Below are 15,352 nucleotides of genomic sequence, written 5' to 3'. Positions count from 1 at the left end.
CTCCGCGTGCGCCACGGCCGTCCTAGGATTCTTTGGTCGATGGCCGCGTATGGACGCGACTTGCCGCGAATGTCGAGTTTGACGCGACTCGCTGCGCTAGTTGCGCACCAGGGAGCAATAGTTGGTTCTTGACGACATCTTGGGTTCGTCGTAGCTGCACGAAAGAGTTACAAGGCGACCGTAGTGGTGTGTCACTTGCCGTACGCGTCTAGTCGCGCTCGTAAGTAGGGGCCCGTTTCGGTGCGGGCGATAAGTGTGCCGAAGTCTGCCGAGCGGGTACCTGCTGGTGAGGGCTCAATGCCCTGATTTCGCACCAGCCGCACTGACCACACGAACGATGGATCTGGCTACGGACGCGGGCTCTTCATGTTCCCAGAATCGAAGCACCGACCAGCCAGCCTTCTCGAGGAGCGCGTTGAACCGTTCGTCACGGTCCATGTTGGTCTGAACCTTGCGCGCCCAGTATTCGGCGTTGGTCTTTGCCACGGTGTGGTGCTGCGGGCATCCGTGCCAGAAGCAGCCATCGATGAAGACCGCGACGTGGGCCCGTGTGAAAACTAGGTCGGCGCGGAGCCGGCGATGGTCATCGAGTGGCGCAAAGTCCACGCGGTAGCGCAGGCCGGCCGCGTGCACGAGGCGACGCACCGCGAGCTCAGGACTGGTATCCCGTCGCCGGTTGCTCTGCATAGAAGCCCGGACCGCCGAAGAAGAGGCCCAGGAGGTGCCGCGTGCCACATTCAGCATCGTACGACCGGCGTGGTACCCAAGTCTGTCGGAGGTGTCTCGTATGGTTGGCGCATGGTAGACGTGATTGACCTCTTCGCGGGTTGTGGTGGGATGACTGCCGGCTTCTCGGCGGCGGGGGACTACCAACCCGTGTTGTCAGTCGAGTTCAACCTGCACGCCGCGGCGACGTATGCGGCGAACTTCGGGGAGGACCACACGTTCTACGGCGACATCGCCGAGATCAACAAGAAGCAGATCCCGCAAGCCGACGTCGTGATCGGCGGGCCGCCCTGTCAAGGATTCTCCAACTTGGGGTCGCGGGACATCAACGATCCGCGCAATCAGTTGTGGAGGGAATACCTGCGTGTGGTGGGGGTGGCGAAGCCGAAAGTCTTCGTCATCGAGAACGTCGACCGCTTCATGAAGTCGAGCGAATTTCAGCTTCTACTCAAAGAGGCAGAGGACGGCTCGCTCGCGAAGTACGACCTGTCTTACGGTCACCTCAACGCTGCAGACTATGGTGTGGCTCAGCGGCGCATTCGAACCATCGTGATCGGTTCCCGAGTCGGGAAGATCGAGCTTCCAGCTGCGACTCACGCGCGGAATCCAGAGCCCGGTTCGGGACTCCAGCCTTGGAACGGCACTAGAACACGGATCGAAGGGCTTCCGCCGACCCCGGCCATCACCAGTCTGCCGTCGAGCAAGACCGAGTTCTTCGGGGAAACCGTCCCGGGGGTTTTCAAGGCCGCAGACCTGCATATAGGCCGAAATCCGACGAAGCTATCACTGCAGCGGTACGATCACGTGCCTCCTGGCGGCGGGCGGTTCGACATACCGGATCATCTGCTTCCCCGGTGCTGGCGTGAGAAGCCGTCCGGAACGACCGATGTGATGGGCCGGATGCGGTGGGATTTCCCGTCGCACACGATCCGCACAGAGTTCTACAAGCCTGAGAAGGGTGCCTACCTCCATCCACAATGGGACGCACGGGGCCGGAACCGAGTGAATCGGCCGATCACCCATCTTGAAGCAGCACGGCTGCAGGGCTTTCCGGATGATTTCGAGTGGTGCGGCAGCAAGATCGAGATCGCCCGGCAGATCGGCAACGCAGTGCCAATCGGGCTTGCGTCCGCTATTGCAGAGCATATCCGCCCGTATCTGTGATGGGCACGGGAGCCGGGGGCTAGCCCAAACTTGCGCGATGCCAGACTGTTCGCGTGTCTAATCGCACTGACTTCGACTTCACGCACCCTGGCATAGCACCCCTTCAGGATTCTCGGGCCGCGGCTTTACGTCGTCGGCGCAACGTTTTCCGCGTCCACCGGGCTCCTGCGGCGGATGCTGTTATGGGAAGGGTTCCAGGGACGTGGCTGATCAATGCTGAGCGGTATCAAGAGCCTGCGCCTGAGCTACGCGATATAGCTCAGTGGTTCGAGACTGCGCCTGACGCGCGCGATCGTTTCCGCTGGGCGTTACGCGATTCGCTCGACGAGTTGCTCGATGGTCAGCGCACTGGTCGCTGGGCGTACCAGCATCTCTCAAAGACCGAGAAGACATACCTGGGAACTGCCGTCGAGGTGAATCTCACGAAGGAGTTCGAGTTCACGGACGGTGACCACCTCGATTGGAAGATCGCGGGGCGGGACATCGATTGCAAGTTCTCCAAGGACGTCGGTGGGTGGGAGATCCCGATGGAGATGTATCTCTGCGCGGACCACGGCGAACGTCAGGGTAAAGACAACCACCCCGCGATGCTGACGTGGTTCGATGACACCACCAATCGGTGGCTCGCTGGCCTGGTCACCGTTACAGACGATCGTCTCTGGTGGCGAATGGACAAGCAAACGGGCCGCATGGTCCGCGGCTACAACCGCGACAATAAGCGCAAACTGAGGGCTGAGACGCTATCCGATATCTACTGGCTTTGGGGCGGTATGCAGAAGGACTTGCCGCGAAACCTGTTGCTCCAGATGGACTCGTCGATGCGCGGCCGAATCTTGACCAACGGACTGTCTGGTCAACAGCGGGTCACACAACTGTTTCTCGAAGCTCAGCGGCAAATCGTAAGCCGTCAAGTCGTATTGACTGTCGGTCAGCAGGACGACGCTCCTAAGCGCGTCCGCGACGCTCGAAAACCGCTGAAGACTCAAGGAATTGTCGTCCTTGGGCACCAAGACGCGCACCCGAAGATCGCGAAGGCGTTAGGTCTGCCGATCCCGGTCAAGGGTGAGTGGATCTCAGTCCGGCTCGTATCGGTGTCTGAGACTGACACGCGACCCTTCGTTGAACTGTACGGCGAGCGTTGGGCCATCGCGCGCGATGAGGAGCCCGTGATCCCCGTAACGGTGGACTACCGGTATCTGAGTGCACCGCGCTAACTCTGACTACGGGGCTCGGGGGGGGGACAACGTGTGGACGGCACGGATAGTTCGCCGCTCAAACGCTTGAATTGGGTTAGCTGAGCTCTGCTTACCCGGCCAGTCGTGTCTCGTGAAGTACTGCCCGCACGCGGTCGTCGAGTTGAGTGTCGTCCAGTGCGGAGAAGTCGATGAACGACATCAGCCGCCGTAGTCGGGGAGTCGCATCTCGAAGCATCTTCCGTCGGCTTCCGGCCTGCGGATCCTGGGCGAGGACTCGAGCGATCGACCGCGCCAGCGGTGCGACCCCCGCGATGGAGCGACGTTCCATGATCTGGTTCAGATCACTCTCGGACATTCCACGGAGCAGCGAGTAGTCGGTCGCGCCGGCCGGGGTGACCACTGCGAATGTTCTTGCCTGCCACCACAGTCGGGCAAACATATGGCGGGTAAGGTCCGTCGCGACCCATCGCTCGATGTTGTCGCCCTGAAAACGCCACCGGGTGACGTCGGGCATTGCGATCAGACTCAGAAAGCTCCAGACGCCACGGATTCCGGCCTCGACAGGATTGATCGACATCGCCGAGTGGACTGCCTCTGCCGCAGCTCGGTCGAATCGGACAAGGTCTGCGGGACCGGCAGCCTCTGGGAACCCATACTCGACGGCGACGGCACGTACCGCCTCGGCCAGATCGGTAACCCGGGCCTCGGTTACACGCACGCCGCCGGTCGCCGCGTACGTGACCTGGGGGTGACTGTTCCGCGCGTTGGCCGCCAGTTCGCGGATGTCGCTCGGCAATCCTCGATACTCGGCGACAGCCAGGCCCATCGCCACACGTGGCCACAGTTCTGTCATGACAGACTCCGTCCGAATCCGAGTGCGCGAGCTCCTCCGATGACAGCGGTGCGCAGATCGATCGAGGCCACGGTCAGACTGTCGAGTGACCACGTCTCCGGGTCAGGCAGAACCCGCTTCGTCAATGCTCGTGCCGACGCCCCGAACGACTGTTCGTCGGTCGCCGCGAGTTCGTCCCACCGTGCCAGTGCCCATCGGACGATCTCGAGTACGAGGTTCTCCTCCATGTGCTCGACCAGGAACTGCTGCTCTTCGCTGAGACGACGCTCTTTCTGCACGGCGGCAACCAACTTGGTGTCGTTTGCGTTGAGCAACAGGAGGAGCGCACCCATCGCAGGAGCATCCGGAGACGGTGGCTGAAGGGCGTGCCAACTGGTGTTCGGGTTCAGACCGAATGCTTCGAAGTCCACCACCTCTGTGGGGAACATCGTCAGTGAGCCGGTCAGGCGGAGAGGGTGCGCGTCCTCCCAAAGGACGCTGCCGGCGTGCCGAGCTTCCCCGGGAGCCGCCGCCAACCTGTCGCGCGCCAACACGAGACGCCGCGTCACCGAGATCACTGAACCCGCGTGGTCTGGATCGATCGTCAGCTCTACTTCAGATGTGCCGTCGTACAGAGGGATGACCGTGTTGGGCCCCGCGAGATAGGTGTCGAGTGCGCGATAGCCGAGGACAAGCGAGATCGGGGAGCCGTCGGTCAATCCTGACTGCGCACGTACTTTCACGGCGTCGATCGTGACGGCACATCTCAGGTGAACCTCGGTACGGTAGTCCCAGTTCTCGATCGTCTCACCGAGTGGCTCGAGCTCGCCGTCGACCTGTCGTAGCCACGGGGAAGCGGTGACGGACTCGTCTGATGGGACGAAGTACGGCTTGACGTCTGTCTTCATCAGCGGTCGTCCACAGACAGGGTCAGGCGAACGACTGCGTCTCCGGGTGGCCGGATGGCGATGTCCCATTGTCGCGCGTCTGATGGCTCGACGGAGATCGAGTCCCCGTGCCGGACCTCGCCCGTCGTCGGGCATGACCAGCCGAGGACCTCGGGCTGGTCGAGTTCGCTGTCTCTTTCGACCCCCGAGTCGATCACGACCATCGGAACGACTTTGACCGTGGTGGCGACAGGCCAAGTAGGAAACGTCACGCCGGCCTCGATCAGTGGCGCACCCTGACGGGTCGTCAATCGAGGACCAGAAGTTATCCGCGGCCTCGACCGCGAGTTGGTCGATCTGCGCTTACCGCCACCGCGCTTCTTGTCGTCTTCGTTGGGGCCGTCACCACCGGGGGCCGCCGCGAGAAGACCAGAGAGCCGATTCGCCAGCGGGGCCAGTGCCGCATCCGACACGACCTCCGGGTTCCGCTCCTGCTGAACCGGATTCAAGTTGGTACGGATGAAGGCGTTCGCCAGGCGGACAACGCCGAGCGCCGTCCCGTGAAGACCGCTCGTGACCCAGTCGTCGTGTGTCGGAGGTTCTGCGTCGGAGAAGTACTGGTCTGCCTCGGCGCTGGATTTGAAGACCGCGCCGTACTGAACTCCTTCCACCGGCTGTGTGGTCCCGGCGACATAGTCGACGACGAGATCGGCTTGGCGCATCCGTGCACAGTGTCGCGCAGGTCCCTCGAACGGTGCTGCCGCGGCGAGGATTTCGTCCACTCTGAACGGAGCCATCGTCTCTGTCTTTGCGAAACGTCCGATCTCGGTGGGAGGGGTCTTGCGCGAGGGGATTTCGTACTCGCCCTCGATCTTCAACCGTCGGTAGGCGTCGACGAACGGCTTGAGCTCGATGGATCGTTCTGGGTCTGGAATCTCTACGTTGAAGCCTTCGAACTTCACCGAACATTTGAGCCGGCCAGGGGAGTCGGCGATCATGCGCGGCCACAGGTTCCAGGCAATGGTGGAGGCAAGGTACTCCGCTGCTTGTTGCGGGGTGCGTTCGACATCGTCGGTGCCGGCACTGCCTCCCAGGTCGACGTCGACGACCGCCACAGTGGTACCTGTCTCACCGTCGTCAAAACGTGGAAGCCCGAGTGATTCAGCAACCCTCACCGCGTCGTCGTCGACAAGGGCTTGTGCGATGCCGTCTTCTTTGACACCCAACCAGTGGCGCCCGGTGAAACGGATCTTCTTGTCCTCGTAACCGTCGCCCATCGCGGCGCCGATCAACCGCCGCTGGAGTTTTCCGCGGAACATACACTGACTGTCTACGACGATCACATGGCAACGACTGACGTTGTAAAAGATGCCCTTTCCGAATCCGTAGGACCCGCCACCAAGGCTCACGTTCTTTCGTTCCCCGACGTTCCGTACGAACTTCACAAAGTCGGCACGTTCGTCCTCGCGTGGTGGTTCGTCTGCTCGAAGTGGCCCTCCGAGTCCACTGGTTCCGCGATCGGTGACGGTCAGAATGCGGATGTCACGGTCCAGTGCTTTTCGAAGGCCGAGTTGGGAGCCGACCGGCTCGGGAAGTAGAAAATTGCGCCAATTCTGCAGTCGCCGACCGCTGAGGTTGCTGATCTTGACAGCGAACTCAACGTCACGGCCGGGCAGCGCGGCGTCGCAACTGTTCTGTGCGGCCTCGCGGACCAACACGGTGAGAGGATCGAGACGAGGTTTTCCCAGCTGGCGACGAATTCCTTCGGACGCGGTGGAGCCTTCTGCTGCGACCGGCTGAGACCACCACGACGCCCGGGCCACAGGCTCATTCATCGTCGGACTGCCCGGAGAGTTCGTCCAGTTCGCCTTGTTCCACCTCGACTTCTGCGTCGGTGAGGTCCACTGCCACATACGTTTGTCGAACCTGCGACGACTCGTCAGGATGGCCGGGGAAGACGAGCGCCATGCCGATGACGTCGTCTACAGCGTCGAGTGACTTACGGGACGACTTGTTGGCCGGCTCCGGTTCGGAGTGCGGGTCGATCGGATAGAGCAGTATGAGTCCCTTACTCCTCACGACTGGGTCGGCGTCACGCGCCTTCGCGAGTTCGGTCTCCTTCAGCCCTCGCGCGACTGCCGATTCCATGAAGTCGACTGCGCGATGATCCTTCGACATCAAAGTTTTGATGTCAGCTCGTTCGAGCCCTTCGTCCTTCAAGCGTGAACGGACGATCCTGCCGAACTCGAGCGAACCGAGCCGAACCGATCCGTGGGCAGTCGTGTGGCCGGCCATCACTGCAAGGTTCCATGTGTCCAGGTGACCCGTCTGACGTTGCTTCGTCACGTACTTCTCGATGAGTTCGTGATCGAGGTCCGGCGAGTCAGGATGCACTTTGTAGTCCACCAAGAAACGGAGAACGTCGTCGGCCGATACGTTACGGAAGATGACTGCGCCGTTCTCGAGGGGTTCGTCGGGTTCGATCCCGGCTGTCCGGACCCGAGCCACGAAGCCGTCCGCCGCATCGACGTTGTGGCGCAGCCATTCCGCGTCCTTGGGGCAGAAGTACCGCGTCTGGACGCGACGCCCGCCATACGACGCGTATGCGGGAAGTGCTGCGCCCATCTTCGCCGTGATGCGCAGAGTCGGATGCGTGCGAATACGGACTCCGAACTCGGTGGGGGTAAGGTCTTCGGACTGATAACGCTCGGTGTCCAGTCGGATCTCGTGTTCGACGGTGGCGAGATGGCGGAACCATTGACGGAGTTCCTCGGTCATCCAGATCCGTGGCAGGTCTTCGTATCCCGGACGGAACCCGAACCACCTGGCCATCTGCAGCAAGGTGTCGTAGGCCTTGGCCGCTCGTACGAAGTAGCTGACAGTGAGGCCTTCGAGGGTCAGTCCTCGGCTCAACGTGTTGCCGCCCACCGCGATCGCGACCTGACCCGGGATCGAGTAGTCCAGTCGGTCCTCGCTGCGGAAGTTGTCGATGACGATGCTGACCCCGTCCAGAACGGAGGGCAATTGCGCCTGAACCTCGTCGAAGTCCAGGGGTGCGAGGCCGAAGCTCTCCGCCGGGACCTCCGCGGTCTCCGACGTCCACAGGGCACGGAGTCGATCTAGTGTCGACTCGTCGCCGGTTGCCACGAGTTTCCGCAGCTTGTCGACGCGAGATCGGAGCGGGTCCTTGAAGTCAAGGTGCACATCGGTTTTCACCGATGTGTGGATTAGCATGGTTGAATGACCGTCATCGCCACGGGCGCGGCGGCCGGCGGTCGCCAGCACGAACCAGTCGATGGCATCGGACATGCTTCGTGGGATCGAAGGGATGAAGTCCGCAGCGGCTGCCCGACCAACCGGACGCACAGCGTCGACGTCTTCATCCGGGATGATCCGGACCATGTTCGACCCGTCGAGGTCGGCGCCGTTGGCCTCGTCGCCTTCGACGGCGTCACGGCCGAAGACCCGCTCGGTACCGAAATAGCCTTCGGGTCGCGGCAAGTTGAGAATGAAATCCTTCGGATACAGGTCGTCGTCGCTCGGATCGATGAGAACGTTCGCGAAAGGCGTTGCCGTGTACCCGATGTAGGTGGTCTTCGGAAGCTTGCCGATGATGCTGCGGATCAGCGGATTGATCGATGAGGTCTCCACGCTGGCCTGGTCGGCCTCATCGTCGATGATCAAGGTCGGGACGTCGGCCAGGGCTCGCTGCTTCACAGCGGGTTGCAGCCACTGGTCGAGGCGTCTGAGGACCGTGGCGTTCTTCTTGACGACGGCCAGCGCGACACCGCTTTCACCCAAGTGCAGTAGTGCGGTGGCCGGAATCGCGGGTGCCCGGAAATCGTCGTCGGCATTGGTCAGCTGTTTCCACTTCTTGGGCGTCAGTTGACACAGCTGCTCGTCGAGCCGGTCCTGCGTTTGTTTGCGCAATCCGTTGTGAATGCCGGAGAAGACAATGATGAATTTGTAGCCGACATCGGCGGCCTTTGCGATCACGGCCGTGAAATTGGTCGTCTTACCAGACTGGACGTATCCGACCACAAGGCCTTTCGCGTCCCAGTTCGGCTCGTTCGGAGGAGGGGTACAGGCGATGACTTTGCTGGACGATTGATCAAGAGAGCCGATTCGGTCGTCCGGCCAGGCGAGGTCGGCTCGCATGTGACGGTCGAGAGCCGGCCAATAGGTGTCGGTCTCGGCATTCGGTCCGGGATACCACGGTTTACGCGGGCCGTGGATGATAACGGGTCCGTTGCTGCGGATGCTCGACATCCTGGACCGGTACTCGGCCTCGTACTCGGCCAACTCCTGAGGTGGGAGCCGCGGTCGGAACTTCTTCAAGGCCAACTCGAGAGACGTCTCGCGCGCCCACGCGGCGAAGACCTCGAAGAACTCATCTACCACTGTCTCGGAACCTCCGGTAGTTGCCTGATACGACGGTATAGCACCGCACCGTCAAGCTGCGTGTGTCAGCCGATCGAGGGACACCGAGGATCTCCTCTCGGAAACCTGACCCCGGCCGCGGTCGTCCGGCCGTGCTCAAATCGTGCAGGGTCCGGTTGAGTTTGCTACCGGGATTGCCCGCGCTGCAAGCCGTAGGCGCTCTGTCCGTGTCTGGTCGGACGGGCCCGAACAAGACCGGGACCAAAGTCCTTACAGTTGGTGTCTTGTGCTGATCGACGCCGACCAGCGGTCGGTGCTGATAAGAAGCGATTAGATGTGCAACGGGATCATCAATGTGACTGACTTCACCGTAAGTATCGGTCTAGAGGGGGCAGATAGCTGCGGCCAAATGGACGGAACCTGACCACGGCTCGCCGAGCCTGGTCAACGCGAGAGTTAGTTGACTACCGGGAGGGTTGACTGCGCCGGTGGTGTGCGATGCGCGGCTGGGTAGCCAATTGCGGTCTCTCGTCCCGTAGGCAGCCCGTAGCGTTCCGTGGTAAGTACGCGATGACATGGAGCGAAGGTGTCCCCGTGAGGGTTACAGGGACGAAGTTTGAGACAGGGGACGACGATGAAATCGGGATGGCGCGGGACGATCGATGCCGTCGGCACGCGAAAACTGCCCCCAGACCCTGATGTCCTCGGGGCGATCGGGCTAAGCCACAAGTTGACCTCGGCGATAGCTGATCTGGTGGACAACGCAGTCGACGCGGAGGCCACCCATATCTCCGTACGGTTCGTGGAGGTCGATAGACGCCTCGTTTCGCTACTGGTTTCAGATGACGGCAAGGGAATGAGCGATAAGGCCATCGATGACGCGATGACTGTGGGCAAGCGGCGAACCTATCGCGACCAGGCCCTGGGTCACTTCGGGATGGGCCTTAAGGCGGCATCGTTCAGCCAAGCCGACGTGCTGACCGTTATGTCCCGAACGTCAAGCCGAAGGGCAGTCGGCAGGCGTTGGGTGCGTAGCCACGCCAAGAACTTCGACTGTGATGTCTTGGACCCAGTGCAGGTCCGTACAGAGCTCGAGGCAGCGCCGTTTCGGGGGAAGTCCGGGACCATTGTGCGTTGGGATCGGATCCGGACCTTTCCGCATTCCGATGACCGCCGGGTCACGGACGACTTCTTGTCCAAGACATTCCAAGAACTACGCACCCACCTGGGTCTCGTTCTCCATCGAGTTCTGAAGCTCAGCTCGATATCGATCACACTGGACGTTCTTGATGCTGACACGGGCGAGACCGGTGCTCCCCAGGTCGTCGAGGCGCTGGATCCGTTCGCCTACCGTAGAAGCGGTGAACTCGGATACCCAAAGACCTTCGACTGCAACGTCGGAGATCGATCTGTAGCGATTCGCTGCCACATTTGGCCGCCGCGTAGCGAGGCCCTTGCCTTCCGTCTTGACGGCAAGCCTGAGAGCCGACAGGGATTCTATTTTTATAGAAATGACCGACTCCTGGAGGCAGGCCATTGGAAAGGTGCGGCGGTGCCCAGCCGGCGTCTTCAGTTGGCGAGAGTAGAGGTAGATATCTCCGACGACCTCGATCTGTTTTCGATGAGTATGGAGAAAAACACGGTACATCCGAAACCGGAGTTTGTCCGCGCCGCTAGCCGAGCCAAGGCGCGAGATGGAACGACCTTTATCGAGTATCTGGAGTCGGCAGAGCGCGTCTACCGGAAGGGAAACCAGCCGAATAGGGCACGCAAAGAAGTAGTTCCTCCTGGTCCCGGACTAGCTCCATCAGTAAAAAGCGCGATCATGAGCGAGTTGCCGATACATGAGGGACGAGCTCCGATGGAAATCCGGTGGAAGTCGCTATCCGAACCCAAATTCTTCGAAATTGATCGTGCGCAGAACACGCTGTGGATCAACACCGCGTATAGACAGGCTTTGTTGGCAGGACGCCGCGGCGGGCTTAACGACCTTCCAGTCATGAAAGCCCTTCTCTACCTCCTCACTGAGGATGTTTTCGCGGGAGCAGCGTACGGTCCGAGAGATAAGGACAACGTCGAAGTTTGGCAGTCGATCCTCACCGCCGCCGCCGATGTTGAGGCTCTGGGCTGACATGCTGACGAACGAAGGTTCCCGACACCTGGGGACGGCCGGTGTCAAAAAGTACCTAGACGAGGGTGCACCGGGTCTGATTAGGGTAGACGGAAACCCTATCGGCTATTTGACGATAGATCCGGGTGGCAAGCGCCTAGGCGTGCAGCTGCCGGCAGAGGGCCCCTTGACCGATTGCTCGCGGTATGAGCACGTCGCAACGACCCGGGTGCGACGCGACGGCAGGGACTGGTACGAATTCGGTGTCGTCGGAATCGAGCGGATTGAGGAGCTGTACCCGCTTCTGTGTCGAGTCCTCGATCGCGTACAACTCGAAGGTCAGTCGTTCAACGGCGCGGTACTGGATGTGCTCAAGCTCTTCCGCAGTGTCCTGAGTACACGGGCAGCTATGACGGACTCAGATCAAATCGGCCTGTATGGCGAGCTCCTGGTGTTGGAGCATTTCGTGTCGAAACTTGGGACTGAGTCTGCGATGGAGCATTGGCTAGGTCCAGCCCGCGAGGAACATGACTTCGCCTTCGACAGTTTCGACGTCGAAGTGAAAACGACGTCCGGTGAGCGGCGCCAGCACTGGATATCGTCGCCGACACAGCTTACCCCAACTGATGCAAAGAAGCTTTTCTTGCTTTCGATTCAGATTACCGGAACTAGCAATCAGGGTAGGAGTCTTCCGCAGATGATCGCGACTATCGCGGATCGTATTGGTCCGTATTCGGAGTCGTTCCTGGCCGAGTTGGCAAATCTGGGATACAGACAGTCGGACGCAGACCTGTACCCGAAAACTTGGACACTAAGGAGTCGTCCAGCCGGATTCTGCGTCGATAAAGATTTTCCCGCTATCCGCATGGGGGACCTGGTCAATTCGATCCCTGAAATTACCCGAATCGTCGATTTTCGATACCTCGTGGACCTCACGGGGCTGCCGCAGTCAACACCAGAAGTCTTGGATGACCTAACAAGACCTCCAGAGGAGTCCGAATGACCATCCCTGTCAATGCCTATCTCGCAGCGCTAGGGGCCATGCAGGATCGGCCCAAGGATCTTCTCAAACGCGTCGAAACGGAGGCCTCGGACTACGGCGGTGGGGCAGTTTCTCATGAAACACTCTTGGCTCACCTCGAACTGGCTTCCCCTAACGACCCTCTGCGACAGAACCTTGGACTAAGGCTGGCCAGATGGGACGCGGACATCAGTCCGTCCTGGAGTGGGGAGCAAGCTGGAACCATCGACCGGCGCCGCGACGTCTACGAGCGCCTCGGAATCACCGAGGCCGTGTCCAACTGGCTCACCACCAATTACCCACCGTCCGAAGAAGGCACCGTCGTCATCAGCAGTGACGAATGGGAGCCCTGGTACACCCAAGAACGCCGTCATGGGCGTTTCTATTGGGATGCTTACGAACGACATCTACTCGAGGTCAAGAAGTGGCCGGGGCCAGCCGTTCAGGATCTCGACAACGCCAGTGACCAGATTGTGGAACGTCTTGCCGACCCGACCCGTAAAGAAGCGTTCCAAAGTAAAGGCCTGGTGGTCGGATACGTTCAGAGCGGCAAGACTGCCAACTTCACTGGGGTCATAGCCAAAGCTATTGATGCCGGCTATCGCTATATCATCGTGCTCACTGGCATGCTGGACCTCTTGCGAGATCAGACTCAGCGGCGACTGGATATGGAACTCGTAGGAATCGAGAATCTGCTGGGCGATCGAAGCCCCGAAGAGGTCTCAGCTGACCCGACATTCGACTATGGCCTGGATGATGACTGGCCGGACAAGTTCATGAGCCTTGGCGTGGACCCCGACTTAGCTCAACAGCCATCCATCACCCGTTATACCGGCAAGCACGGCGATTACAGAAAACTCGGCGGAGCGGCGGATCAACTAAAACCCGTACGGATTCGTCCTGACCTTCCGCTCTACGCACCGGAAAACATCGCGCGGGCGCGAGCCGGTCTCTTCGTAGTCAAGAAGAATGCTCATGTCATCGACCGATTGATTGGGGATCTAGATCGTATTCGGAACTCGATCAAGGATATTCCGGTGCTCATCATAGATGACGAATCTGACCAGGCTTCAGTTAACACGGTCAACCCCGATAAGGTTGCAAAGGCGGAGCGTGCTGGCGAAGAGGTGGCCAGCAGAACTGCGATCAACAGTCGTATCGGCCAGCTGCTTCGACTCATGCCGCGTGCGCAGTATATCGGCTACACTGCAACACCCTTCGCGAATGTCTTTATCGACCCTGACGACGAAGAGGACCTTTTCCCAAAGGATTTCGTTGTTGGCCTGAAACGGCCGTTCGGATATATGGGGGCGGCTGATTTTTCCGATGTAAACAAAGAATTCAATGACAACGAATCATTGCATGATCCCGCGAAGTCCAATCGCACTGCCTTTATCCGCGACCTCTGGGCAGTCCAGCGAGAAGACCGGCTGCAAGAGCTGTCGATTGCACTAGACACGTTTGTGCTCACTGGCGCCGTGAAGCTCTACCGAGCGGAACAAGAGCCCGGGCTTTCGTTCCGGCACCACACGATGCTCGTCCATCAATCCGTCTATATGGCGGAACATAAGGACGTGATGCTGGACGTCCAAAATGTCTGGGCGGAAGCGGGATACACGACTCCGACAGGCCTCGGCAGACTCAGGGAGCTTTACACAAATGATCTCGCGAGCGTGTCGGCCGCGCGTATTGAACATGGGGTGCCAGCAGTGCCCTCGTTCGATGCGTTGAAGCCGTTCATTGGTCGCGCTGTGGCGCGAATAGAAGAGCACGCGGGCAACCCGGTCATCGTCGTCAACGGTGATCCGGACATCCAAGCCAATCAGCAACAGCTCGACTTCGACAAAGGCAGCGTCTGGCGCGTCCTCGTCGGTGGCACAAAGCTGAGCCGGGGGTTCACGGTCGAGGGTCTTACCGTGACCTACTTCCGGCGTGTGACCAAGCTGCACGACACCCTTACGCAAGCTGGTCGTTGGTTCGGGTTCCGTTACGGGTACCGAGACCTGGTGCGTGTCTTCATAGGTCGGGACGAGAAGTTTGGTAAGAAGCGTGTCGACCTCGTTGAGGCATTCGATGCGGTCGTGCAGGATGAGGAGGAGTTTCGGTCGCAGCTGCGCATATATTCCCAGCTCGTAGACGGCCGACCGCAAATGCGTCCGATAGATATTCCACCACTTGTAAGCCAGCATCTCTTTTGGCTCAAACCAGCCGCCTCGAACAAGATGTTTAACGCTGAGCTAGAACAACAGCATGATCCAGAGTTCGGGCTCGACGGACATCCAGTCGATGGGGCGGGGCTGAAGAGCAACCTCTCACTCTGGGTGCCCATCCTCAAACAAGTCGGCCCAGCGAGGAAGCTCCTGCCAGTCGAGATGTCCCAGAAGGGCTTCGATGCCAGATGCGGTATCGCTTCATACTCGCAGGTCCTCGCCATGCTCCGAGAGCACATCTGGTTAGAGGGCTACCGCGAACGCGTCGTGGTCCCGCGTCTACGATTTCTTGAATCCCTCACCGGGCAGGTCGAAGACTTTGCAGTCATTTCACCGCAGCCCGGGGGGAACTCGAAAGAAGACTTCGGGGAGATCGGGCATTTCGCGGTCGTCTCCCGTAGGCGTCGAATCGAGCGCGGCAATGTGATGGGTGAGCCTACTGACCCCAAGCACAGAGGACCAGCAATCAGACTCGTCACGGGGCTTGCGGACAGTGATCCAGGACTTGGCAATCTTGCGGGGTCAAAGAGAGGTGCGTTGTTGGTCTATGCCGTGAAGGATACAACCGAGGGTGCTGACCCAACCCGAATGTTCGGCTTCAGGGTGTTCCTTCCGAGTAGCGTCGTCCCGCCCGGACAAGCGGTCGTCCGGTTCCGAGCAAAGACGTCGTCGAAGCAGGCGGTCGTCGACAGTACCGGGTAGGGACGTAGACAGCCCCGTCTCGCGACCCGTGCAGGACCATGACGCTCCCTAGCCAAGCGAAGGTGGGTCTCTTAGGGCTCAAGGCACTGACTTCCTGGCCTGGGTCAGCTGTGTATATGCCGCG

At 60.2% G+C, this 15,352-nt stretch carries 10 protein-coding genes; 5 read left to right on the top strand and 5 right to left on the bottom strand.

The features are described from left to right. Positions 1–294 precede the first annotated feature (294 nt). Positions 295–744 (bottom strand): very short patch repair endonuclease, encoded by a 450-nt coding sequence (locus GOAMI_RS21825; protein WP_376740341.1) that lies wholly within the window; start codon positions 742–744, stop codon positions 295–297. A 54-nt stretch (positions 745–798) separates the two neighbouring features. On the opposite strand from GOAMI_RS21825, the gene GOAMI_RS21820 reads away from it, so the two are divergent. Beyond that, on the top strand, positions 799–1,890 hold the full coding sequence (locus GOAMI_RS21820) for a DNA cytosine methyltransferase (RefSeq protein ID WP_006438810.1): 1,092 nt from the start codon (positions 799–801) through the stop codon (positions 1,888–1,890). Positions 1,891–1,943: 53 nt separating this feature from the next. Further along, a complete protein-coding gene (locus GOAMI_RS21815; protein WP_210738532.1) occupies positions 1,944–3,104 on the top strand; it encodes a NaeI family type II restriction endonuclease in 1,161 nt (386 codons plus the stop codon). Positions 3,105–3,195: 91 nt separating this feature from the next. Here GOAMI_RS21815 and GOAMI_RS22400 read toward each other — a convergent pair whose 3' ends face one another. The 4 genes from GOAMI_RS22400 to GOAMI_RS21795 are packed head-to-tail and all read right to left on the bottom strand — an operon-like array spanning position 3,196 to position 9,206. After that, positions 3,196–3,939 carry a DUF6339 family protein gene (locus tag GOAMI_RS22400; RefSeq protein WP_006438807.1) on the bottom strand — a complete coding sequence of 248 codons (744 nt, stop codon included), beginning with the start codon at positions 3,937–3,939 and terminating at the stop codon, positions 3,196–3,198. Beyond that, a complete protein-coding gene (locus tag GOAMI_RS21805; protein WP_006438805.1) occupies positions 3,936–4,826 on the bottom strand; it encodes a hypothetical protein in 891 nt (296 codons plus the stop codon). The genes GOAMI_RS22400 and GOAMI_RS21805 overlap by 4 nt, the downstream gene beginning before the upstream one ends. Continuing rightward, the gene (locus tag GOAMI_RS21800; protein WP_006438803.1) at positions 4,826–6,628 is read right to left on the bottom strand and encodes a hypothetical protein; all 1,803 of its coding nucleotides are present in this window, start codon (positions 6,626–6,628) and stop codon (positions 4,826–4,828) included. Before GOAMI_RS21800 ends, GOAMI_RS21805 begins: the two co-directional genes overlap by 1 nt. Before the next feature lie 4 nt (positions 6,629–6,632). Beyond that, positions 6,633–9,206: a Z1 domain-containing protein gene (locus GOAMI_RS21795; protein WP_006438801.1), complete on the bottom strand. Its 2,574-nt coding sequence runs from the start codon at positions 9,204–9,206 to the stop codon at positions 6,633–6,635. A gap of 613 nt (positions 9,207–9,819) precedes the next feature. On the opposite strand from GOAMI_RS21795, the gene GOAMI_RS21790 reads away from it, so the two are divergent. From GOAMI_RS21790 to GOAMI_RS21780, 3 genes are read left to right on the top strand one after another with little or no spacing between them, the layout of a single operon-like run. After that, positions 9,820–11,316, top strand: a complete 1,497-nt coding sequence (locus GOAMI_RS21790; protein ID WP_006438799.1) for an ATP-binding protein — start codon at positions 9,820–9,822, stop codon at positions 11,314–11,316. 1 nt (position 11,317) lies between these two features. Then, positions 11,318–12,298 carry a PD-(D/E)XK motif protein gene (locus tag GOAMI_RS22395; protein ID WP_006438797.1) on the top strand — a complete coding sequence of 327 codons (981 nt, stop codon included), beginning with the start codon at positions 11,318–11,320 and terminating at the stop codon, positions 12,296–12,298. Further along, the gene (locus tag GOAMI_RS21780; RefSeq protein ID WP_006438796.1) at positions 12,295–15,228 is read left to right on the top strand and encodes a Z1 domain-containing protein; all 2,934 of its coding nucleotides are present in this window, start codon (positions 12,295–12,297) and stop codon (positions 15,226–15,228) included. The genes GOAMI_RS22395 and GOAMI_RS21780 overlap by 4 nt, the downstream gene beginning before the upstream one ends. The last annotated feature ends 124 nt before the right edge of the window (positions 15,229–15,352 follow it).

This window comes from Gordonia amicalis NBRC 100051 = JCM 11271 (assembly GCF_000332995.1).
GTDB lineage: Bacteria > Actinomycetota > Actinomycetes > Mycobacteriales > Mycobacteriaceae > Gordonia > Gordonia amicalis.
This window is presented reverse-complemented; position numbering and strand designations above follow the sequence as displayed.

Coding starts and splice junctions, on each gene's coding strand:
- GOAMI_RS21825 (WP_376740341.1), bottom strand. CDS start 744: ATGCTGAATGTGGCACGCGGCACCTCCTGGGCCTCTTCTTCGGCGGTC.
- GOAMI_RS21820 (WP_006438810.1), top strand. CDS start 799: ATGGTAGACGTGATTGACCTCTTCGCGGGTTGTGGTGGGATGACTGCC.
- GOAMI_RS22400 (WP_006438807.1), bottom strand. CDS start 3,939: ATGACAGAACTGTGGCCACGTGTGGCGATGGGCCTGGCTGTCGCCGAG.
- GOAMI_RS21805 (WP_006438805.1), bottom strand. CDS start 4,826: ATGAAGACAGACGTCAAGCCGTACTTCGTCCCATCAGACGAGTCCGTC.
- GOAMI_RS21790 (WP_006438799.1), top strand. CDS start 9,820: ATGAAATCGGGATGGCGCGGGACGATCGATGCCGTCGGCACGCGAAAA.
- GOAMI_RS22395 (WP_006438797.1), top strand. CDS start 11,318: ATGCTGACGAACGAAGGTTCCCGACACCTGGGGACGGCCGGTGTCAAA.
- GOAMI_RS21780 (WP_006438796.1), top strand. CDS start 12,295: ATGACCATCCCTGTCAATGCCTATCTCGCAGCGCTAGGGGCCATGCAG.